Source organism: Methanolinea mesophila (genome assembly GCF_017873855.1).
Taxonomy (GTDB): domain Archaea; phylum Halobacteriota; class Methanomicrobia; order Methanomicrobiales; family Methanospirillaceae; genus Methanolinea_B; species Methanolinea_B mesophila.
Window position 1 is genome coordinate 331,889 of sequence record NZ_JAGGKR010000001.1, and the last position, 20,345, is coordinate 352,233.

The 20,345-nt window shown below is 57.7% G+C and carries 22 protein-coding genes; 7 read left to right on the forward strand and 15 right to left on the reverse strand.

Annotated elements, in window-relative coordinates:
• The first annotated feature begins 4 nt into the window (after positions 1–4).
• The gene (locus J2741_RS01540; protein WP_209673296.1) at positions 5–487 is read left to right on the forward strand and encodes a hypothetical protein; all 483 of its coding nucleotides are present in this window, start codon (positions 5–7) and stop codon (positions 485–487) included.
• Positions 488–581: 94 nt separating this feature from the next.
• Here the strand turns inward: J2741_RS01540 and J2741_RS01545 are convergent, their stop codons facing one another.
• Positions 582–953: a hypothetical protein gene (locus J2741_RS01545; RefSeq protein ID WP_209673297.1), complete on the reverse strand. Its 372-nt coding sequence runs from the start codon at positions 951–953 to the stop codon at positions 582–584.
• 1,069 nt (positions 954–2,022) lie between these two features.
• On the opposite strand from J2741_RS01545, the gene J2741_RS01550 reads away from it, so the two are divergent.
• A complete protein-coding gene (locus J2741_RS01550) occupies positions 2,023–2,454 on the forward strand; it encodes a hypothetical protein (RefSeq protein ID WP_209673298.1) in 432 nt (143 codons plus the stop codon).
• A gap of 228 nt (positions 2,455–2,682) precedes the next feature.
• Here the strand turns inward: J2741_RS01550 and J2741_RS01555 are convergent, their stop codons facing one another.
• From J2741_RS01555 to J2741_RS01585, 7 genes are all read right to left on the reverse strand, one after another.
• On the reverse strand, positions 2,683–3,126 hold the full coding sequence (locus J2741_RS01555) for a hypothetical protein (RefSeq protein ID WP_209673299.1): 444 nt from the start codon (positions 3,124–3,126) through the stop codon (positions 2,683–2,685).
• 260 nt (positions 3,127–3,386) lie between these two features.
• Positions 3,387–4,118, reverse strand: coding sequence for an alpha/beta fold hydrolase (locus J2741_RS01560; RefSeq protein ID WP_209673300.1), 732 nt, complete (start codon positions 4,116–4,118; stop codon positions 3,387–3,389).
• Between the two features lie 160 nt (positions 4,119–4,278).
• Positions 4,279–4,998 carry a TetR/AcrR family transcriptional regulator gene (locus tag J2741_RS01565; RefSeq protein ID WP_209673301.1) on the reverse strand — a complete coding sequence of 240 codons (720 nt, stop codon included), beginning with the start codon at positions 4,996–4,998 and terminating at the stop codon, positions 4,279–4,281.
• Positions 4,989–5,144, reverse strand: a complete 156-nt coding sequence (locus J2741_RS01570) for a hypothetical protein (RefSeq protein WP_209673302.1) — start codon at positions 5,142–5,144, stop codon at positions 4,989–4,991. Before J2741_RS01570 ends, J2741_RS01565 begins: the two co-directional genes overlap by 10 nt.
• Positions 5,141–5,719, reverse strand: coding sequence for a flavodoxin family protein (locus J2741_RS01575; RefSeq protein WP_209673303.1), 579 nt, complete (start codon positions 5,717–5,719; stop codon positions 5,141–5,143). The genes J2741_RS01570 and J2741_RS01575 overlap by 4 nt, the downstream gene beginning before the upstream one ends.
• Before the next feature lie 330 nt (positions 5,720–6,049).
• Complete coding sequence (gene nudC / locus J2741_RS01580) at positions 6,050–6,892, reverse strand: NAD(+) diphosphatase (RefSeq protein WP_209673304.1); 843 nt, start codon at positions 6,890–6,892, stop codon at positions 6,050–6,052.
• Positions 6,893–7,150: 258 nt separating this feature from the next.
• Positions 7,151–7,951, reverse strand: coding sequence for an EFR1 family ferrodoxin (locus J2741_RS01585; protein ID WP_209673305.1), 801 nt, complete (start codon positions 7,949–7,951; stop codon positions 7,151–7,153).
• Between the two features lie 389 nt (positions 7,952–8,340).
• Here J2741_RS01585 and J2741_RS01590 point away from each other — a divergent pair, with 389 nt between their 5' ends.
• On the forward strand, positions 8,341–9,168 hold the full coding sequence (locus J2741_RS01590) for an EFR1 family ferrodoxin (RefSeq protein ID WP_209673306.1): 828 nt from the start codon (positions 8,341–8,343) through the stop codon (positions 9,166–9,168).
• Between the two features lie 42 nt (positions 9,169–9,210).
• A complete protein-coding gene (locus J2741_RS01595; protein WP_209673307.1) occupies positions 9,211–9,957 on the forward strand; it encodes a class I SAM-dependent methyltransferase in 747 nt (248 codons plus the stop codon).
• A 193-nt stretch (positions 9,958–10,150) separates the two neighbouring features.
• Here J2741_RS01595 and J2741_RS01600 read toward each other — a convergent pair whose 3' ends face one another.
• The 5 genes from J2741_RS01600 to J2741_RS01620 all read right to left on the reverse strand — a co-directional run bounded on the left by J2741_RS01600 (position 10,151) and on the right by J2741_RS01620 (position 13,788).
• The gene (locus tag J2741_RS01600; RefSeq protein ID WP_209673308.1) at positions 10,151–11,104 is read right to left on the reverse strand and encodes a mechanosensitive ion channel family protein; all 954 of its coding nucleotides are present in this window, start codon (positions 11,102–11,104) and stop codon (positions 10,151–10,153) included.
• A gap of 100 nt (positions 11,105–11,204) precedes the next feature.
• Complete coding sequence (locus J2741_RS01605; RefSeq protein WP_209673309.1) at positions 11,205–11,771, reverse strand: YqhA family protein; 567 nt, start codon at positions 11,769–11,771, stop codon at positions 11,205–11,207.
• Between the two features lie 254 nt (positions 11,772–12,025).
• The gene (locus J2741_RS01610) at positions 12,026–12,601 is read right to left on the reverse strand and encodes a hypothetical protein (protein ID WP_209673310.1); all 576 of its coding nucleotides are present in this window, start codon (positions 12,599–12,601) and stop codon (positions 12,026–12,028) included.
• Between the two features lie 474 nt (positions 12,602–13,075).
• Positions 13,076–13,333 (reverse strand): SHOCT domain-containing protein, encoded by a 258-nt coding sequence (locus J2741_RS01615; protein ID WP_209673311.1) that lies wholly within the window; start codon positions 13,331–13,333, stop codon positions 13,076–13,078.
• A 2-nt stretch (positions 13,334–13,335) separates the two neighbouring features.
• Positions 13,336–13,788, reverse strand: coding sequence for a DUF6325 family protein (locus J2741_RS01620; RefSeq protein ID WP_209673312.1), 453 nt, complete (start codon positions 13,786–13,788; stop codon positions 13,336–13,338).
• A gap of 193 nt (positions 13,789–13,981) precedes the next feature.
• On the opposite strand from J2741_RS01620, the gene J2741_RS01625 reads away from it, so the two are divergent.
• From J2741_RS01625 to J2741_RS01635, 3 genes are all read left to right on the forward strand, one after another.
• The gene (locus J2741_RS01625; RefSeq protein ID WP_209673313.1) at positions 13,982–14,815 is read left to right on the forward strand and encodes an ion transporter; all 834 of its coding nucleotides are present in this window, start codon (positions 13,982–13,984) and stop codon (positions 14,813–14,815) included.
• Between the two features lie 276 nt (positions 14,816–15,091).
• Positions 15,092–17,440 carry an arylsulfatase gene (locus tag J2741_RS01630; protein ID WP_209673314.1) on the forward strand — a complete coding sequence of 783 codons (2,349 nt, stop codon included), beginning with the start codon at positions 15,092–15,094 and terminating at the stop codon, positions 17,438–17,440.
• Between the two features lie 178 nt (positions 17,441–17,618).
• Complete coding sequence (locus tag J2741_RS01635; RefSeq protein WP_209673315.1) at positions 17,619–18,848, forward strand: anaerobic sulfatase maturase; 1,230 nt, start codon at positions 17,619–17,621, stop codon at positions 18,846–18,848.
• A 59-nt stretch (positions 18,849–18,907) separates the two neighbouring features.
• Here the strand turns inward: J2741_RS01635 and J2741_RS13015 are convergent, their stop codons facing one another.
• Positions 18,908–19,036: a hypothetical protein gene (locus J2741_RS13015; protein WP_280897100.1), complete on the reverse strand. Its 129-nt coding sequence runs from the start codon at positions 19,034–19,036 to the stop codon at positions 18,908–18,910.
• Positions 19,037–19,301: 265 nt separating this feature from the next.
• Positions 19,302–20,165 (reverse strand): alpha/beta fold hydrolase, encoded by an 864-nt coding sequence (locus J2741_RS01640; RefSeq protein ID WP_209673316.1) that lies wholly within the window; start codon positions 20,163–20,165, stop codon positions 19,302–19,304.
• Positions 20,166–20,345: the final 180 nt, after the last annotated feature.

The following is a 20,345-nucleotide window of genomic DNA, read 5'->3' on the forward strand; positions in this document are numbered from 1 at the left end:
TAAAATGAAAATCTGGCCTTTCATTTCAGTATTTTTTATAGTAACACTCGTCTGTGCGCCGGTCCTTGCCATCAGTGCGAGCGAATTGATTTCAAGCCATCGTACGGGCTCGCCTTCTTCCATCACTATCCCGAAAAGGATCCCGTCTGTAACGGCGACCGCTACGCTGGCTCCTCAAGCCACCGTCACACCGCTTCCCACACAGGATATTTCGTCCATCTTTGATGTATTCAAGAATAAGGGCACCTTCGTCATGCCGACAGCAAAGCCAACCCCAAATTACGCCAATACTCAGGAAAAGACATACACCTGCCCCCCGGACATACCGGTTGGAAAATTGTATCTCACTATGGTGGGTGGATCCTGCATATGCTTCGTGGGTTATGAGTGTAATTGTGATGATGATAAGTATCCCGTGGGTAGGGATATGCTAGGAAGACTGTTTACAGTGAAAGACGGCTGCCCGGTGAAATGGGCCGAATATTAATATCAGATCTGATATACTTCCTCTTTTGAATCATTAGAATGAATTAGTGTGAATTTTCTTCCTCTATTTTTTTAACCCGGGCAATTATAATAATTTAAATATCATTTGGGTCGTAATTCCATCGTGGAATTAAAATGAAAATCTGGCCTCTCATTTCAGCATTTTTCATATTAACACTCGTCTGTGCGCCGGTCCTCGCCATCAGCGCGAGCGAACTGATTTCAAGCCATCGCACGGGCTCGCCTTCTTCCATCACTATCCCGACAAGAATCCCGTCGGTCACACCGACCGCTATGCCGACACCCCAGGTTATCGTTACACCGCTTCCTACGAGGAATATGTCGTCCGTCTTTGATTCGTTCTCGGATAAGAGCACCTTCTTCACCCCCATAAAAAAACCAAGAATAACTGCAACGCCAACGATTGAACCGTTGAATATTCTTTCCTGCCCTCCCTCAAGCCCCATCGGTGAACTGCACCATTGTTTGTGCACGTGTGATGGCCCCGAATGTATTAATCCTAATACGGGGTGGCCCTACCCGATGGGAGGAGATATGGCAGGAAGATTATTCTATGTGAAAGAAGGCTGCCCTGCGAAATGGGCGGAATAAATTCCAGTTATTGAACTAGGGACATCATATATATTTTAATAATATAAAATTTATGAGAATACAAGTGAAAGATCATGTTCGGGGGAAAAACCAGATTGGGAAAATTTCTTTTTATCGGTGCAATATTAACGTTTGCGATGTCTTTTTCGATTGCTTCTGTGTTGGCGGATACATCAATAGCAGATCCCAACGTCCACCAAAATTGGGAGCCGTATCCAGTCATGATCCCTCAACATATCCCTATATCTATGCCTGATTCAGGTAGTTCCGTGAATGAACCGGTTATCGTATACCCGACTCCCACGCCGACCCAGACACCTGTACAATCGGTTCCTGATCAAAATGCCTCGTCGGGATGGCAAATAATTCCTATCGGAGATGGTCGATATATCTATATTCATCCGCCGTACGAACACATCCCCCTGGTGGACCCCAATACCCCCCCTGCGAAACCGGTGACGACCCTCACCCCACCAATACCCACCCCCCTATCCACACCTCCTGCAGATATCCCGAATCCCGGCGTGATTCTTCCGTCAAACCCCATACCTGTCGTTACATCTTCCCAATCATTATTCTCCAGCCTGATCTCGAGGATCTCTTCATCCCCGGTCACGGTCCCGGTCCCGGCCCAATCGGAGGGTCCTTCCGCGTCAGCGGGTCCGATGCTTGCGGAGGCCGCTCGGCAGGGCTCCGGCCCGGACCCGTTCTTTTACGTCGATTACGTAGTCCCGAACCGGCGCTGATGATTCTCTCGCGTAGTGAGGAGCACGAAGAAGATTTGAACCGAGGGATCTTTCACCTGTCACCTGTATAAGCTGCTCTCACCCGTCAGCTCCGGGCACCATTCATAAGGGTAGACTTTATCATTCCCATTGACGATTAGCCCAAAAGAGTGCTAAGTCTCGATGAGGAGAATGAGAAATGTCTTCATTGTCCGATACTATTGCGTCCTTCGGGACATCAGAACGGATACTGGCAATCCTGTTCGGGTTAGGATTCGTCATCGGCTTCCTCCTGACTCCGCTCGGATTCGAGACCCGTATGAATGAAATCCGGACCCTCGCATTCGGAGTGTTCTTCATTGTCGTAGGGTTGCTGCTCCCGCTTGCAGGGCTCGCGATGCTGCTGGTCCGGAGATCGAAACTCGCCGGTGTCCTGGCGATAATCGATGCAGCGTTCCTTTTCCTCGTCGCCCCCGCCGACCAGGCGAAATTTTTCTTCACGGTCCCCCCGCCGCCCGCCGTTACGGCCGGCGAGTTCATCCTGATCTTCGTGGGGATCGGGTACATGCTCTACGGACAAAGGGTGTATCTCGGGAACGGGACATCCCGGGAGGCCCCGCGATCTCCCTGATTCGGTCACATTTTCTCTATTTACACGGCCCTTGTGGTGAAATTTCGTGCCGCCGACCCCATTACTGAGTAACCCGGAATCTGGTCCTCCGGACCGGCTCGTTCACTGGAGCGTGTTCCCCGCAGGACGAGACCTAATCGTTTTCATGGGACATGCGAATCGGGATCGGACGAGACCTTATCGTTTTCAGGGGACGGGCGAATCGGGATCGGACGAGGCCTTATCGTTTCATCGGACAGGCGAATCGGGATCGGACGAGATTCGCGAGAATACCTGGCCAGGTTGTTCTTTGATCGAGAAGGTGTCCCGCAGGGGATCGTAGACTATAGTAAGAGTGCGCCGGATCGCGAGGGCAGTGACCTCGCCGTACCCGATATGAGCCCCCTCAGTCGTGAAGGTATAAAGTCCGCCCGGCTCCCATTGCCCGTAATACTGGAACGAATATTTCGGGTGGATATCCCCGGTGTCTGACCAGGCGCTGAACGTTCCATTTCCCCAGAAGCGGTAGAACACCGTCGAATCCGACTGGTGTGAGATCCAGGCACCCACGATGGGATCTCCCTGCGATGGTGCCGAAGTGGGAACGTGCGGGATAGTGCTGCACCCTGCGAAGAGGAGTGCACCGGACAGGAGGAAGACCAGGATCACCGGGATATTTCGATGCATTCTCATCCGGAGTGTGGGTTCGGGGAGAGATATAGATATCCGCTCTTCCGGCGCGATGATTCCTCGATCGGCCCTTCCTTTGGGCACGTCAGAAGGAGATGAAAAAAAATTAGGAAAATATTCATTCACGAGGAGAGAAAGAAATCCTCGGCCGTTTACACCGGCAATTGCGAATTCCGTGCAGTCACACACATTCACTCCTCTCCTTCCCCAAAAACCACGTAGATCGATTCATTCGCGTTCATCCCGGGATGAAAGGAACTTAGTCACCGGCGGTCGACCCCCGGGCATTTCGCCAGGAGCGCTGCGAGCGGTCCGGGTTTTGTTACCATCACGTCGTGTCCCGCGTCGATCTCGCCATAGCCCCACCGATCTGCCCTGGCATGTTCGGCAAAAGGCTTCAGCGCCGATGCCATCGGCTCCTGCGTGCAGTGGATGTACGTTTTCGGCAGGCGGTCGGATGCGTGCGTGTGCAGGTCCAGCGTATCGAAGAGGCACTTCATGGGAAAATCGGTCAGGCGCGGGGCCACCCAGGCGACGTCACCGGGGTCGGTCACGCCCCACCGGGCCAGAAATGCCTCTGACGGGGGGAGCCGCCAGCCGTCGCCCATCCGCCCGGACCATTCGAGGTAAAATTTTTGCGTCGCCTTTGTCTGCACGTCGAAGAGGCACTGGCCGTCCCGGGCGAGAAATGCGGCAAGATAGACCAGGCGCCGTATTCGTTCGTGTGCCGACTCGGCGAGCTGGGTGATGACCAGGCCGGCGTAACTGTGACCGACCACGATGACATCCGCGAGGTCCTCGAACTTCAGCACTTCCCCCAGGTCCTCGACGTGGGTAGAGAGCCCCGTCTCCCTGGTGAGGAGGTGCGATCGCTCCCCCATGCCGGTCAGCGTGGGGGAAAAGACCTCGTGTCCTTCCTTTCGGAGGTATTCGGTCAGCCTGCGCCAGCACCAGCCCCCGTGCATCGCTCCGTGGACGAGAAGGAATACCGCCATGAATACCTGTAAAGACGGCCCGGGAAGATATAAGCATGCACTTCTCCTGATCGGGGAAGTGGGCTCGTCAAGCGGCCGTCGCAGGTGAAGATCGCGAGGCGAAATTATGGATACTTATTCCCGGGAAATGGAAAAAAAGAGAGAACTCAAAAATCAAAGATTATTTTCTCTTCTTCTTCCGCGTCTGCAGAGGCGTGGTGAGGAAGAACCCGGCCGACCCGAAGTCACTGAGGTCCACGGTCCGGCCCTCCTCTCCGGGTGAGATTGCCGGGGTGATGAACCGGAAGAACTCGCTCGCGAACTGCTCGTAGCTGAATCCCTCCGCCTCGACCACGAGTTTCCACCTGTTTTCCAGCGAGAGGATCCCCATGAAGGAGATCATGAGGTACATCGAGGTCAGGAACGGGTCGAGATCGGCCCGGATCGTCCCGTCACCGGTGCCCTCCCGGATCGCCTCCATCAGGATCCCGCGACATACCCCGTATCCCTCCCCGATCTCTGCGGTATAGGGATTCTCCGTGGAGAACCGTTCTGACCCGTAGAAGTGGATAAGCCGGAGGTATTCCGGGTATTCCTGGGAAAACTGGTAGTAGGCCTGGCCCATCAGGGCCACCTTGACCAGCCCGGGGACCTGCTGCGCCATGCACTCCCCGAATTTTTCCCGGAGGATCGCAATACCCCGGAGGACGATGGTGGCGTAGAGCGCCTCCTTGTTCTTAAAATACAGGTAGAGGGTGGCCTTGTTCAATTCGACCTCCCGGGCGATGTCGTCCATGGACACCTCCTCATAACTCCTTGAGAAAAAGAGCCGCTCGGCGGCATCGACGATATCGGTCCTTCTCTGCTCCTTCTCCCGTTGTCTCCTGTCGCTTACTGCCATACCGTTCCTCCCGCGATCTTCCGGTCGTCCATTACACGATCCGTGAAATAGGTCCGGGAATCGCCGGCGGACCCGACTCCGGAGAAATTTTCCCGGATGGATCCGGCCGGGCGGTCGGTCCGGTCCTTATGAAAATGACGATTCATGACCGGTTCCCGAGCGCGTTTAACAGCCACGCCATGTTCTTTCCGGTATCGTGTGCACGCCTGATGCCTTCCTCGTCCTTCTGCACGGACCCGACCTCGTGTCCCACCCCGGTCACCGGTTTTCCGGCGACGATCATCCCGGAATAGGCCATGAAATTCATCATCGTGTTCAGGGTGGAAATCGCCCCGGCCCGCCGCATCACGGTTACCGGGACGCCGACCTTTCGCCGGAACAGGTCCCGGTTGACCATCGAGACAAAACCCGCCCGGTCGATGAGGCCTTTCATCTCCGCCGTGACGTCCAGGAAGTACACCGGCGAGCCGAGGATGATCCCGTCCGCCTCCCCCATTTTATCAATGCAGGCGTTGACGATATCGTCGTCGAACACGCAGTGCCCGTCCAGGTTCTCCATGCACTGCATGCAGGCGGTGCATCCCCGTGCCACGTTTCCGCCCAGGTTCACTTCCTCGGTGTCGACCCCTTCGTTCCCGAGCTCTTCCAGGACATGCCGTATCAGGAGGGCCGTGTTTCCCTCCCTCCGCGGGCTGCCGTTGATCGCGATCACTTTTGTCATTTTAATCCCTCGTTCCTGTTTTTCCTTTAAGGCAATTTGCAGGGTGTAATTTTTTTATCGGCTCTTCCGTTCCCCGCACCGAAGATTTCGGTATTTTCCCACAATCCTCAGTGTGGTTCGGTTCTTAGTCCATTCCCGCCGGACAATACTCCGATTCATTCCGTTCACTGCACCCGCAGGGTTTCGGTATTTTCCCGCAATTTCAGTGTGGTCTGTTCGCAGCCATTCCCGGTCGGGCACAATCCGGCTCTTTTGTTCCCTGCACCCGGCAGGGAGGTGACGGGTTCCAGGTCGCCTGCCCCGGACCGGGAAAGAGTGCGGGAAATGGTTTCAGATCTCCCGCCGGATCCAGGCCTCGATGAGCGCCCGCGAGATGCTCGTCTTCGAGGGGATGGAGGGGAGGTTCTCGCGGGAATACCAGCGGGCCTCCTCGATCTCCTGGTGGTCCACCCGGATCTCTCCTCCGGCATAGTCTGCGACAAATCCGATCATGAGCGAATCGGGAAACGGCCAGGGTTCGCTCCCGAAGTACCGGATGTTTCGCACCGTGATGCCGACCTCCTCGCCGACCTCGCGGCGGACGGTCTGCTCCAGGTTCTCGCCGGGCTCGTTGAAGCCGGCGATGACCGAGTAGAACCCCGGCGGGGAGCGAGGAGAACGGGCAAGCAGGATCTCTTCTCCCTTCTTCACCAGCACGATGATGGCGGGGGAGATCCGGGGGTAGATGATCCGGCCGCAGGCCGTGCAGGCTCGTGCCCGCTCGGTGGTGAGCGGGCGGGTGTCCGCCCCGCACCTTCCGCAGAAGGCCGTCGTCCTGTCGAAGTCGAGCATCCGGACGGCGTAGGCGGCAATTGCCATGTCGCCCTCCGGGACCTTCCCGTCCAGTTCCCTGACCGGTGATGCATGCCATCCGTCCGGCAGCACTTCTCCGGCAGGGAACTCGGCCGCATAGTACACCAGGTCGTCGCGGGTGCCGAGGTACACCGGTTCGCCGCACGCCAGCCCGGCCGGGAGCGGGTCCGGTGCAAGAACGGTGCCGGGCCCCGGGGTGTCCCGGTGGAGCACTGAGGCTCCCTGGACCAGGACCCAGCGTTTCCGTGCGGGTGGCAGGTCTTCCGGTTCCGGGTAGACCGGCAGGAGCGGACGGACCGCGTAGAAAGGGCGGTGTTCCATCAGCGCTCCCCGGCCGGTTTCAGGAACATTCTCCCGTCCGCCGTCATGAATGAACTTCTCATAGCGGCATCTTTCCCTTGCATGGAGGAGAAGATCTCCCGGCTGCCGCCTTGAATGAATCCCACATAAGAAGCATCTTTTCCCTGTACGTATGTGAAGATTTCTTGGTTTGGAGCCATGAATGACCCCCACATAAGAAACAGCGCTTCCTGGCAGATTTCCGCGGGAATATCCAGGCCGCCGCCTTGAATGAATCCCTCATAAGAAGCATTCGGGCTCCTTTCGTTCGGGGTAGAGCGTGTGGAGACGCAATTGGGCGTCCTTCACCAGCCCGGGTTTCATCGTCCTCGCGTGTTCGGGACAGTGCTTGATGCAGGCGCAGCAAGAAATGCATGTACCAATATCGATCACCACGCTGTCAGCCGGGTCAATGGCACCAACGGGGCAACCCGCCGCACAGGTACCGCACTGGGTGCACGCCTCGCTCACCGCGATGAAATCGACATTCCACAGCGTCGGGTCTCCCCGGTACGGGTGGCAGCCGGGAATATCCGCCCTGGGGATCCGGTCGACGGAGGGGATGGCGTCGATTTTTTCCCGGATCTTCCGCCCGAAGGACTCGGCATGACGAACATCGGACGCATCCGGACGGCCCTGGGCAGTCGGGGTCCCGGCGTCGGAGAACGAGTGCTCCCCGATGTATGCCCCGCCGGCGACCGGTATGCACCCGCACCCGGACACGATATCCTGCAGTTCGACGAGTGCGTCCTCGTACGTCCGGTTGCCGTAGACGACCACGCACACCGCCGGCGTATTCCGGGCTTTTATCGCGTGCAGCCATTTGCCCAGGAGGGCCGGCACCCTTCCCATGTACACCGGCACGCCGATCACCAGCAGCTCACGTTCCGAGGTCTGCAACGGCTCGTTTCTCGCATCCGGCGTGGTAATGTCCATAAATTCAGCCGTGCCGTAATTCATTCCGCGTGCGATACCCCGGACGACCGTTTTTGTCGTCCCCGTAGGTGAGAACCATACCAGTTTCACCGAATCGATCTTCATTCAGGTCCCTCCATCGAGGGCCCGGGAATGTTCCCTGAAATGCCGTTCATTATGGCCTCACTTCACGAGCATGCGGACCCTTACCGGGCCCGTTCCTTGCGCACCATAGTATCACCTTAGGTTATATTATAACTAACGGTTATTTTGTAACTAATAGTTATAACACGGGAACGAAGACGGGATCCACCCGAAACACTCTGAAATAGAATGATCCAGGTCATAATCCTTGACAAACAATCATCCTTGCCCGGTTCTTCATCGTAAGAGGGATCATCCCGGAGCAGCGGTTCCATCCCTGGCACGCGCCGGTGCTGCAAGAGACGCTTCCGGAGGGAGGGCCCACACCCCGGAGAGCAATATTTTTGCCCGGCCAATTCAACGGATCCTCCATGAAGACGCTCCTCTACTACTTCACCGGCACGGGAAACTCGCTCGCGGTGACAAACGAACTCTGCAGCCGGCTCGGGGATTGCGAGCGTGTCGCCATCGCATCCGTGATGAAAACTTCCGGACCGGTTATCCCGGATGCGGACCGGGTCGGTATCATAAGTCCGCTCTACTTTTTAGGCCTCCCCTCGATCGTAGCGGAGTTCTCCCGGAGAATCGATCTCTCGGGAGTGAGGTACGTCTTTTCGGTCATTACACTGGGAGGGGTCGGAGAAACGGCAACGCTCCGCCAGCTCGACGGCATCCTTACGGAAGGGCCGGGAAAGAGGGGACTCGACGCAGGATTTGCCCTCAGGATGCCCGGGAACTACATCATCGGCTATGACCAGGAGAAGGAGGTCATCGAGAAGACCCTTCGTGAGGCCGACCGCAGCATTGAGGAGATAGCCCGGGATGTGAAGGCCGGTATCCGAACCACAACCCCCTGGTCGCCCCTCGCATCCGTCCTTCACCGCCTCTATTACCCGCGGTTCATCCGGGGTGTGCACGAAGCGGACCGGAAATTTACCGTCGACGACCGGTGCACCGCATGCGGGACCTGTGCCGAAGTCTGCCCGGTCGGGAATATCCGGATCGAGACGGGCCGCCCTGTCTGGCTCCATCATTGCGAGCAGTGCATGGCCTGCATCCAGCTCTGCCCGACATACGCGATCCAGGCAGGGGAGAAGACCGAAGGACGGGCGCGATATCGCCATCCGTCAATCGGGGTCGGGGCGCTGAAGGAGCAGGCCGGGACCGGGATTCCCGAAGACCATTCTCCGACAGGATGACCACAAGACATCTAAATCATTTATCCCAAAGCTAATGCTCCAATGACATCGGAAGATTGTTTTCACCAGGTATTCGGGCAGATGCCCCGCCAGGGCCCGGGGTATCCGGAAGCGACCAGGAAGGCGTGGTCCCTGATCCCTTCCGTTCCACCGCGTCCCGTGATCGTGGACATCGGGTGCGGGACCGGGACCCAGACCCGCGACCTCGCCGGCCTGACCGACGGATCTATCACCGCAGTCGATGTGTACGAGCCGTTTCTCGAAAAGATCGCCGAATGGGCGCAGCGGGAAGGACTATCGAAGCGGGTCAGGACCGTGAAGGCATCGATGGACGACCTGCCGTTCGACCGGGACCAGTTCGATATCATCTGGTCGGAAGGGGCCATCGATATCATGGGGTTCGAAAAAGGGCTCTCGCTCTGGAAACAGTACTGTAAAAAGGGAGGCCATATCGTGGTCTCCGACCTGACCCTGTTCGCGGCGTCCGCACCGGAAGAGCTGATCGAGTTCTGGAAACCCTACGGAGTCACTATCTCCACCGAAGAAGAGAAAGCACGCCAGATATCTGCCGCCGGACTCCAGCTCCTCCACACCTTCCGGCTGGAGAAGAAAGGATGGACGGAATATTTTTATGAACCGATGGGGAAGGTAATCGAAGCACTACGAAAAGAAAAGGGCGATATTCCCGAGTGTGCTGCAGTCCTCGATGCACTCGAACAGGAAGGGGTGATGTACCGGAAATACGGGAACTCCTACGGGTACTCTTTCTTCGTCATGCGGAATCCCTAGGATATCCCGGATAATTTTTTTTGTAAAACTGGACATTTGAGGGCGATTTCGACATAGGATTCACTGCCCCTCGTGAGAAATGTCCTTTCCACTGCGCATTCCGTACCGATAATGACCCGACTCTTCAATCGTCCCGGATTTCTCTCCCCTCACAGGTCCGGGATCCTTCACGTCCCCCTGCGCGGCCCGGCCCTCATTTGTTTACTTCCGTGATATCCGGGACCCGTGCGGTGATCTCCTCAACGATCCGGTTCTTGATCTCCGCCCGACGGCCCTGGTCGGTGAAGTACTTCACCACCATGAGGACCTGGTACCGGTCTATGTGCACGTAGACCGTCGGCCCGGTATCGATCTCCGGCAGGTACTTCCGGTTCCCGAGGCTCTCGATCTCCTCTCGGGCCTGCTGCTGGACCTCCACGGTGTGCTTCCGGACGATTTCGAGGAGGAGCTCCCGCGTCCTGTGTATATCGGAGGAGAAAGGAAGCGTTATCCGTATCTCGTCGGCCGTGAACGAGAGCTCCCGGGTCAGGTTGGTCACGGTCTCCCGGAACAGTATGCCGTTCGGGACAGTGGTGATCTTCCCGCTGGGATGATCCCCGGACTGCTCGTCGAGCTGCATCAGGGTGGTGCGGAATACACCGATGTCGATTACAATCCCGTAGATGCCTTTTACCTGGATCCGGTCACCGATGGAAAACTCCCGGGTGATGAGCAGGGACAGGCTCGCGACCACGTTCTGGATCAGGTCCCGGAGCGCAATCAGGAGGGCGCCCCAGATGATCCCGATGAACAGGAAGATCTGCCCGGGGTCCTGCACCCACACCATCATGCCGAGCAGGAACCCTAGTCCGAGCAGGAGTGCGATGAAGATCCTGGCCGCGGTGAAACGGGACCCTTCATCCCGGATCTTCCTGACGATAAGGTAGACCCCGATCGTGTACGCCACCAGGATGAAGATCGCGACCAGGAGAGTCTCGAAGATTTTTTCAGCGACTGGATTGGTAAACAGGTTCTCGAGGTAGAAGCTCACGCGAAAGCCCATATTTCCCGTCGTGAACAGCTCTGCAAGGACGAGCCCCCCCAGCATCACCCCTATGATCAGGATGAGGAGCAGGTAGTACCGCAGGGGAAGTACGTACGATCGCATCAGAGTGGATTTACTCCACCCCGGGCTATCAACCTGCTGGTTTATCCCATGTCCGGAGCGGAAGAATCTCCTCCTGTTCAACGGAAACGTTTCTGACGCACTATTTTTCCCTGCCGGCTCCCTCGAGTTCAAGTCGTCTCTTCTCGAGACGGCTCCGGGACGCGATAGCGAGGATATATCCTATGGCGATCATGACCAGGGCCATGGCAATTCCAAGCCCGGCGATGAACATCCCGTCGGTGGCGATGGCAGCATACCCGAGGAACATCACGGGAAGGACCACCACGATGACTATCAACAGACGCTCCTTTAATACCTCGAATGTAGGGGTGTCGAGCCACTCCGGAAGATCGAGAGTACTGTCGATAAAGAGCTGGTAGAGTCCGAGTGCAAAAATAATGAGGACAAGACCGATCAGGTAGAGGTCTATCATCTCTGTCACCGTGACAGAGAGAAATCTTCCTGCCTCTTCTGAGAACACGCCATCATGGATGAGAAAGGAGAAGATCCGGAACAACTGCGCAACCCCGGCGAGTATCACCACGATTGAGGTCACGATCATGCCGATAATTGCGATGATTACCAGGATCCGGGTGACAATGTACAGGTTTTTCAGCCAGACACGTTTATTTGGCGTGTCCTTGACGAGACTCTCATCGGCAGTCATAGCATCCTGATAGGGATTAGCACTGCTCATGCATTTTACATTTCCCTCCCCGGAGCACCCGTCAGTATCCTGGAAGTGCAGGTCGGCACGAGACAAAAAGAGATGCGGGTGAGACGGTTCGGGGTGAACGCCGCTTGATTCTACAGGGGAGAAACGAACCCGGCTCTCCATGTGCAGCAGAAAGAGGAGCAGTCAAGGTGACGGCTCCTCATGTTCCGTACGGGATTTGCTCATTCCAAAACGCGGCAAATTGATCAATATCCCCTGACGGTAATGGGAATTCCGGTGATCTTCCGGAATATCTTCCTTTTCCGTGCAAGGTTCCGGTGGTCGTAGACGAAGTGTTCGTAGGTATCCCATATGGTCGCCCAGTTCAGGATAGTCAGGAATGCAAAGATGATGATGACTATCAGCGATTCTACGGGAATTTCATTCACCGTAATGTAGGCAAAAAACCCCAGGAGAAGGACAATATTCACCAGCATAAGGATGATGCTGTACATCCCCTCTCTCAAGGAAATTTTCAGGTCATGGGTGAGGTCGTCCTGCCGGAACGTGAAATGGTGACGAACGGCATCGGTAATCCCGGAAGCCGGGGTGGCGGCGAGCTCCGGTTCCGGCAGTTCGATGACCACGCTCGCGGGCCTCTTGACCCGGTACTCGTCGATATGCCCGGCGATGGCCTCCTCCGCGCCGTCCGTCAGCTCCTTTCCCGGGGCCCAGTCGGGGACGTCCTCGTCGAGGAGCTGCCCGAGGGTCTTGAACCGGAAGGTAAACATGACCATCCCGCCCTTCTCGTCCTCCCTCTTGTTCACCACGATCTCTTTCATTCGCACCCTTCCAGATGATTACACTCCGGGAATATAATCCTGCGTCCCGACCCGGGGTGAGCGTTTCGCGAAAGACCGTTTCAGTTTTTTCGGGTGAAGGGTCACCATCCCACTATGCCCGACAAATTTCGTGGTCGACAGATTGCCGCGATTTCCCCGCGGGATGAGCCGATTAAGATTTCCTTCGAAAAAGGACCGCAGACAAGGAGCGTTGTTTTCACCGCGACAAGTCATGAGTCTGTCAGCAGGTCACCGGGGGTCGATACTTGGTCAATAAAAAAAAAGGCCGGGATTTCCCCGCGGGATGAGCCGATTAAGATTTCCTTCGAAAAAGGACCGCAGACAAGGAGCGTTGTTTTCACCGCGACGAGCCATGAGTCTGTCAGCAGGTCGCCGGGGGTCGATACTTGGTCAATAAAAAAAAGGCCGGGATTTCCCCCGGTGAGGCCGTCAGAATTCCTTCGGGGAAAAATGTTACAGGCCGAGAAGCTTCTTCTTCATCGCAGCGAACTCCTCGTCCGTCAATGCGCCGGACTTGTGGAGATCGGCCAGTTTCTGGAGCTCGGCGGTAACGTCCTGTGTTGCGGGTCCCGCGGCCTTTGCCTCGGCGGCACCCTGCTCCTTAGCCTGGGCCACCTCTGCCTGGTGCTGGGCCTGCTGCTGGGCCTGTGCCTTGGCCTGGTTCTGCCCCATCTTCATCCCCGCAACGAGCATCAATCCTCTTCCTCTCATGTTCAGGCACCTCCTTTTGCCAACAGGTGTTTTTCCGCGTTCGCGATCGATTCCGGCGGGATCCTGCCCATGTCGATCAGTTCGGCATCGGCTTCCAGCAGTGCTTCCTTGAACTTGATCGCCCAGACATTCTCGAAGAGGAGGAGCCCTGCCGAACTATTGTTCGGGAGCGTCATCGCGATCGCCTCGATATCTCCCTCCGAGAACCACTCGTCGGTGTGCTTCGCAAGCTCCCTGTAGGCCGCACCCGCGTCTCCTTCGAGGTTCTTTGCCTCGACGATCATCAGTTTTCCTCTCGCGTCCTTCATGACCATGACGAGGTCGATCACCCGGATGATCCCTTTCTTCTCCAGGTTGTTCAGTTCGGGAGCGATCTTTCCGGTGAACTTGTTTCCCGGGAACCTGATCATCAGGTAATCCACCGGACCCATGACTTTACCGTGTTTCTCCGTCATTTTTTTCTCTCGCTACCTCTGTGACACTAAGGTATGAGGGAAACTGGCAGACATCGGTTATAAATCTACCGCAATCGTGAGTCCGGATAGCTTCGATCACGCCGCATTAAGGGCCCCTCCCGAATCATGGTCAAACTGCCGGCACACACTTCGAAAAGAGTATTTACCTCCCCCGGACGAACCCTGTCCTGATATGTTCCGCATTACTCGAAAGGAGCAGCTGGACTTAGGGTACGAATTGTTCATCGCGGCGGTATCGGCGCTCTCGGTCTTCAACCTGGTCCTGATATATTTCCCGAGGATCGACCCGGACTCGGTAAACGTCGTGTACGCGATCAATCTCGTCCTCACCCTGCTCTTCATCTACGACTTTTCCCTCCGGTTCGCGACGGCTCCCTCGCGAAAGGATTATTTCATCCACAATTTCGGGTGGGCCGACCTGCTCGCGATCGTCCCGGTCTTCCGTATCTTCAGGTTGTTCCGGATTTACAAAGCCTACAGGATCGTAAAGAAATACGGACCCAGTTATATCCTCAAGTACCTGTCCCATCATCGGGCGGAATCCGCCCTGTACATCCTGGTCCTGGCGGTTATCCTGATCATCGAGATCGGGGCGATCCTGGTGCTCCAGATGGAGAATGCATCCCCGGATGCGAATATCACCACTGCAGGGGATGCGATCTGGTGGGCGTACGTCACCATCACCACGGTCGGTTACGGGGACCAGTACCCGGTCACCTTCGGAGGGCGTATCGTGGGGATCCTGGTCATGACCATGGGCGTCGCGGTCTTTGCGACGTTCGCCGGGTTCATCTCGAGCAAGCTGCTCGCTCCCGGTGCGGAGGAGGAGACCCCCGAAGAACTGCCGGAAGGAGAAGCTACGCTTTCCGCGCAGATCACGAAACTGCAGGGACTTCTCGCGGAACGGGAGAAGATCGAGGCCGAGATCACCCTCCAGCTGAGACAACTCGACCGGATGCTCGAACAGGGCGGGCAGACAGGACTGGGATCACCCGGGCAGGAATGAATATTCCTTTTCTTTTTGCGTCCGACCCGGGATCGCGGGATGAAGAGGAGTCTTTCCCGAACCGATCAAAGGAGGACCCATGCCCGGAAGTTCACATCATACTCCCCCGATACTATATAATTAATCCCTGGCGGGAGCACTACCGCTGCTCCCATCCTGGACAAGGACCGACTGGATGCCCGGATTTCCGGTTCGTCAACCCTTTTTCATAGAACACCCGGTGCTGTTAAATATACGTCCGTGGATTGTTGGACCATGCGGAGTTGAGGTAAGTACATGACAAAGACCTGGAAAGGAAAAATCGCGCTGGATATCCGCGAGGCGACCCCCGACTGGGTGCCTTACATCCAGCCGAAGGCACCGGAAGGGTCCCCCAATATCCTCTACATCGTCTGGGACGACGTGGGGTACGGGACCATGGATACGTTCGGGGGCCCGGTCGAGACCCCGAACATGACCCGGATCGCCGATACCGGGATCCGGTTTTCCAACTTCCATACCACGGCCCTCTGTTCCCCGACCCGTTCCAGCCTGATTACCGGCCGCAACGCGACGAGCAACAACATGGCCTGCATCACCGAGGCATCCGGGGGATTTCCCGGGCTCTCCGCCCGTATCCCGTTCGAGAACGGGACCATCGCCGAGGTATTGAACGAACGGGGCTGGAACACCTATGCCGTGGGAAAGTGGCACCTCACCCCCGGCGAGGAGGTCGATATGTCGGCCTGGAAAGGGCGCTGGCCGCTCGGCCGGGGATTCGAACGGTTCTACGGTTTCCTCGGTGGAGAGTCGAACCAGTGGTACCCCGAGCTCGTGTACGACAACCATGTCATCGACCCGCCCTATTCCCCGGAGGAGGGGTACCACCTCTCCAAGGACCTCGCCGACAAGGCGATCGAGTTCATCCGGGACGCCAAGGCGGTGGCCCCGGACAAACCCTGGTTCATGTACTTCTGCCCCGGCTGCGCCCATGCCCCCCACCACGTCTTCCGGGAATGGGCCGACCGGTACAAAGGCCGGTTCGACGTGGGTTACGAGGAGATCCGGAAGCAGATCCTCGCCCGGCAGAAAGAGATTGGCCTGCTCCCGGAATCGACGGAACTCTCCCCCATCAACCCCCACGGGGAACCCGATACCAAGGGACCGGACGGCCAGCCCTGGCCGAGGCTCGACTTCGTGCGGCCATGGAACAGCCTTTCGAAGGATGAACAGACCCTCTTTGCCCGGATGGCCGAGGTCTTCGCCGGGTTCGTCTCCTACACCGACCACGAGATCGGGCGTCTCCTCGACTTCCTTAGAGATTCCGACCAACTGGAGAACACCATCATCGTCGTGGTCTCGGACAACGGCGGGAGCGGCGAGGGCGGCCCGAACGGCACCTTCAACGAGATGAAGTTCTTCAACAACATCCCCGACGACGTGAAGCAGAACCTCCTCCACCTCGACGAACTCGGCAGCCCGAAGTCCTACAACCACTACTGCACCGGCTGGGCCTGGGCATTCGATACGCCGTTCCCCTACTGGAAACGCTTCGCCGGGTACGAAGGCGGGGTGTCCGACATGTGCGTCGTGTCGTGGTCGAAGGGAATACCGGCACGGGGAGAGATGCGCCACCAGTACATCCATGCCGTCGACGTGGTGCCCACCCTCTACGAGATACTGGGCATTACCCCCCCCGAAGTCCTGAAAGGGTTCACCCAGAGCCCGATAGAAGGGGAAAGTTTCCTCCCTGCCATCCGGGATCCGAAGGCCCCGGAGAAGGAGGTCCAGTTCTATACCATGCTCGGGCAACGGGCGCTTTACTCCCGTGGCTGGCTCGCCAACACCGTGCACCCGCCCCTCTCCGGGTGGGGGAAGTTCGAGCACGACGCCTGGGAGCTCTACCACTTGAAGGAAGACCGGTCCCAGATGCGAAATCTCGCCCGGGAGCATCCCGATATCCTCGAGGAACTCAAGGGCCTCTGGTACTACTATGCCGGGATCTACAAAGGGCTCCCCCTCGACGATCGCAGTGCGATGGAGCTCGTCACCACCCCGCGGCCGCAGCCTTCCGAGCCGCGGAACAGGTATATCTACTACCCCGATTCGGCGGACGTCCCCGAGATGGTTGCGGTTAATATCCGCCGGCGTTCCTACGTTATCCTCGCCGGTGCGACCATCGAGAAGCCCGGTGCCGAAGGGGTCCTCTTCGCCCATGGCGGGGTCACCGGGGGGCACAGCCTGTATATCAAGGATAAGAAAATCCACTACATGTATAACTGGCTGGGAGAGAAATTCCAGAAAGTAACCTCGAATATCGAGGTCCCCCTGGGAAAACACTTGTTCACTGCTGAGTTCGCGAAGACGGGGGATGACGAGAGGACCCTGAGCGCGATAGGAACGCTCACCCTGTATATCGACATGAAACCGGTCGGTTCCGCGACCATCATGACCCAGCCCGGATACTTCGCGGCGGTGGGAGACGGTCTCTGCGTGGGGAGGGACAGCGCATCCCCGGTATCGCCCGATTACCGTGCGCCGTTCCGCTTCACGGGAGGGACCATCGAACGGGTCATAGTTGACGTGAGCGGGGATCATTACGTGGACCACGAAAAGGAAGTCGCGGCCTGGCTGATGCGGGATTGATTCCCGGGGAAGCGAACCGGAAAATAACAGGAGCCACGACCTGGTTTGTACGGGATCGATCTCCAGGCAGGAAGGGAACCGGAACAGACGCGGCATCGCTGTCCCGCGAATGCGGGTTTAATCCCCGGCTTCCGGGAAGCCTGCCCGTTCGTCCGGGAAAAACCATTTATTCGCCGACATGAAAGAAGAAGACAATCGCATGGCCCCCCCTTCCGCCCCTCCCGCATTCCATCTCATGGCCAAGCCGTGCGGCTCCCGGTGCAACCTCGCCTGCCGCTACTGCTTCTCCCTCTCCAGGGGTGACCGCTCTCCCGGCAACCGATCAGTGATGCCTGACGAGGTCCTCGAGGAGTACATCCGGCAGACGATCGCCGCACACCGGGTCCCGGAGGTCACCTTTGCGTGGCAGGGTGGAGAGCCTACACTCCTCGGGCCGGAATTTTTCGAAAAAGCGCTCGAACTGCAGAAGAAATACCGCCGGCCGGGTATGGCGATCCACAACACCCTCCAGACAAACGGCACGCTTCTCGACGACCGCTGGTGCAAGCTCTTCCGGAAGAACCGCTTCCTCGTGGGAATCAGCATCGACGGGCCGAAAGAACTCCACGACACCTTCCGGACGGGTGCCGCGGTGAACGGTTCGTTCGACCGGGTGATGCGGGGGCTCTCCCTGGTAAAGAAACACCGGGTGGAATTCAACGTGCTCTGTACCGTCAACAGGGCGAACGGGGACCATCCCGGAGAGGTGTACCGGTTCCTCCGGGACACCGCCGGGGCAGGGTTCATTCAGTTCATCCCGGTCGTCGGGCGGGACCCGGTCACCGGGAAAGTCACCCCATGGTCGGTCCGGCCGGACCAGTTCGGGAGGTTCATGACCGGGGTATTCGACGAGTGGGTGCGGCACGATGTCGCGAAGGTCTATGTCCAGCACTTCGATGCCGCCCTCGCCGGCTGGTATGGGGAACCGCACGGCATCTGTGTCTCCTCTCCCGTCTGCGGACACGCGATGGTGATCGAGCATACCGGGGACGTGTATTCCTGCGACCATTTTGTGGACCCGGATCACCTGCTCGGCAACATCATGACCGATCCACTCGAAGACCTGGTCGGCAGTCCCCGGCAGGTGCAGTTCGGAAACCGGAAACAGGAAACACTTCCGGGATATTGCCGTGAATGCCGGTTCCTCTTCGCCTGCCGGGGCGGGTGCCCGAAGGACCGGTTTGCCCTCACCCCCGACGGCGAGTCCGGGCTCAATTATCTCTGCGAAGGGTACAGGATGTTTTTCACTCATATCGCCGGACCGATGGAGTTCATGGTGAAGGAACTCCGGGCGGGGCGGGCGCCGGCGAATGTCATGGGGTTCATGAAGAGAACGTCCGACACGGTACAGTCGAATATCAACCCGTGAAACGAAAAATGAATGAATTCCCGGAATCAGGTCGTGACATTACCGGGAGGGTCCCGGCATTACTTCTTCTCTTCGGTCTTCTCTTCTTCGCCCTTCTTTGCTTCTTTCTTCTCGTTCCTGTTTCCGGCTACCTTCTTCGCAACGACAGCTTTTCCGATTAATCCCATGATGGTTCCTCCGGGACTCATATCTCCCGGGAACCCCAGGTTCGATGAGCCCGGTTCCTACTTCATTTCCCAGATAATAAAGGTATGTACTTCAGACCGCCGGCGGAGGTGAAATGCGCCGATCATTCCAGAGGCCCGGGTGATCGTACTTCCGCACAAGAATACCCAGACGTATCCTTTTGCCCCCGGAGCCGGTATGGCGGTGAGCGGAGGCTGATAGGGCTCGTTTTTTGGATGCAGAACAGGTGCGGGGTCCTGCATCCTCCCTGACCGTTCCGGGAAAAAATCACCCCTCTGCATACGGCGGCGATTCGTTCATGCAGAGGAAATCGAGCGCATTCTCTCCGTACTCGACCGGGGCGTAGTGCGAGCCGACGTGCGGGAGGTCCCTAAACCTCACAAGCCACGACCCGTTGATCCGCCCGGCCATCCGCACCGCCACCTCCTGGGGGGTCGCGGTATCACCGGTCCCGACGACCAGCATGACATTTTTGTCGATCCCGGAAAGTTCGTCCCATGTCCCGTTCCAGGCAAGGTTTGCCTCCGCCTCTCTCCGTATCCCCGCCGGCAGGGACTGGTTGCCGGCCGCGGACTGGAGGGTGCTGAACAGCGCTGCGGTTTCCGGGATCCGGGCATCGTAGGTGACGGAGTCCAGCACGAGCTTGCGTACGTGGCCGGGGTGGTCGATGACCAGTTGCTGGGCAATCGAAGAACCCATCGAGACTCCGTATACGTGCATGCTGTCGTACCCGAGCGCGGTCATCAGCCCGGCCGCGTCTTCCGAGTACAGCGTCATGGTCGGAGTAGTGTTGTCATCGCTGCTGTACCCCATCCCCCGGTTGTCGTAGGTGTAGACATGGTATTTTGAGGCGAGAATTCCAAGAAACGAACTGTTCCACTCGATATCCATCGTGGCGCCGAATCCCGGGATCATGAGGAGAGGTTCGCCCGACCCGACCTCGCGGTATGCGAGCCTGACCCCGTTGACGTCCGCGTACCGGACAGGTGTCTCATTGATCGATACGGCAGGAACCGGGGTGGTTCCCTGGCATGAGGTCTGGCCGGTGACGGTACCGGTCGTGCAGCCTGCCGCAAAAACAGCACCGAGCATGACAGCCACGGCCAGAATACAGAGCAGTTTCGTGTTCATGAAAGACCTCTCCCCCCGTGGTTCGGGGTTGTATCAGTGATCGCGAATAACCCCGGATTAAAGACTAAATCAAGATAAACGTTGCGAATCCACGCACCGCAACCATGGTCGGGTCGATCCCCCCGGTCGGAAATCCTCGCACATCCCTTTTCGCAGCGTTCGGTCCGAGGGCCGGGGGAG

Bases quoted from the DNA above. Each gene is read 5' to 3' on its own strand.
- J2741_RS01540 (WP_209673296.1), top strand. From the start codon at position 5: ATGAAAATCTGGCCTTTCATTTCAGTATTTTTTATAGTAACACTCGTC.
- J2741_RS01545 (WP_209673297.1), bottom strand. From the start codon at position 953: ATGGGGCTTGAGGGAGGGCAGGAAAGAATATTCAACGGTTCAATCGTT.
- J2741_RS01550 (WP_209673298.1), top strand. From the start codon at position 2,023: ATGTCTTCATTGTCCGATACTATTGCGTCCTTCGGGACATCAGAACGG.
- J2741_RS01555 (WP_209673299.1), bottom strand. From the start codon at position 3,126: ATGAGAATGCATCGAAATATCCCGGTGATCCTGGTCTTCCTCCTGTCC.
- J2741_RS01560 (WP_209673300.1), bottom strand. From the start codon at position 4,118: ATGGCGGTATTCCTTCTCGTCCACGGAGCGATGCACGGGGGCTGGTGC.
- J2741_RS01565 (WP_209673301.1), bottom strand. From the start codon at position 4,998: ATGGCAGTAAGCGACAGGAGACAACGGGAGAAGGAGCAGAGAAGGACC.
- J2741_RS01570 (WP_209673302.1), bottom strand. From the start codon at position 5,144: ATGAATCGTCATTTTCATAAGGACCGGACCGACCGCCCGGCCGGATCC.
- J2741_RS01575 (WP_209673303.1), bottom strand. From the start codon at position 5,719: ATGACAAAAGTGATCGCGATCAACGGCAGCCCGCGGAGGGAGGGAAAC.
- nudC (WP_209673304.1), bottom strand. From the start codon at position 6,892: ATGGAACACCGCCCTTTCTACGCGGTCCGTCCGCTCCTGCCGGTCTAC.
- J2741_RS01585 (WP_209673305.1), bottom strand. From the start codon at position 7,951: ATGAAGATCGATTCGGTGAAACTGGTATGGTTCTCACCTACGGGGACG.
- J2741_RS01590 (WP_209673306.1), top strand. From the start codon at position 8,341: ATGAAGACGCTCCTCTACTACTTCACCGGCACGGGAAACTCGCTCGCG.
- J2741_RS01595 (WP_209673307.1), top strand. From the start codon at position 9,211: ATGACATCGGAAGATTGTTTTCACCAGGTATTCGGGCAGATGCCCCGC.
- J2741_RS01600 (WP_209673308.1), bottom strand. From the start codon at position 11,104: ATGCGATCGTACGTACTTCCCCTGCGGTACTACCTGCTCCTCATCCTG.
- J2741_RS01605 (WP_209673309.1), bottom strand. From the start codon at position 11,771: ATGACTGCCGATGAGAGTCTCGTCAAGGACACGCCAAATAAACGTGTC.
- J2741_RS01610 (WP_209673310.1), bottom strand. From the start codon at position 12,601: ATGAAAGAGATCGTGGTGAACAAGAGGGAGGACGAGAAGGGCGGGATG.
- J2741_RS01615 (WP_209673311.1), bottom strand. From the start codon at position 13,333: ATGAGAGGAAGAGGATTGATGCTCGTTGCGGGGATGAAGATGGGGCAG.
- J2741_RS01620 (WP_209673312.1), bottom strand. From the start codon at position 13,788: ATGACGGAGAAACACGGTAAAGTCATGGGTCCGGTGGATTACCTGATG.
- J2741_RS01625 (WP_209673313.1), top strand. From the start codon at position 13,982: ATGTTCCGCATTACTCGAAAGGAGCAGCTGGACTTAGGGTACGAATTG.
- J2741_RS01630 (WP_209673314.1), top strand. From the start codon at position 15,092: ATGACAAAGACCTGGAAAGGAAAAATCGCGCTGGATATCCGCGAGGCG.
- J2741_RS01635 (WP_209673315.1), top strand. From the start codon at position 17,619: ATGAAAGAAGAAGACAATCGCATGGCCCCCCCTTCCGCCCCTCCCGCA.
- J2741_RS13015 (WP_280897100.1), bottom strand. From the start codon at position 19,036: ATGAGTCCCGGAGGAACCATCATGGGATTAATCGGAAAAGCTGTCGTT.
- J2741_RS01640 (WP_209673316.1), bottom strand. From the start codon at position 20,165: ATGAACACGAAACTGCTCTGTATTCTGGCCGTGGCTGTCATGCTCGGT.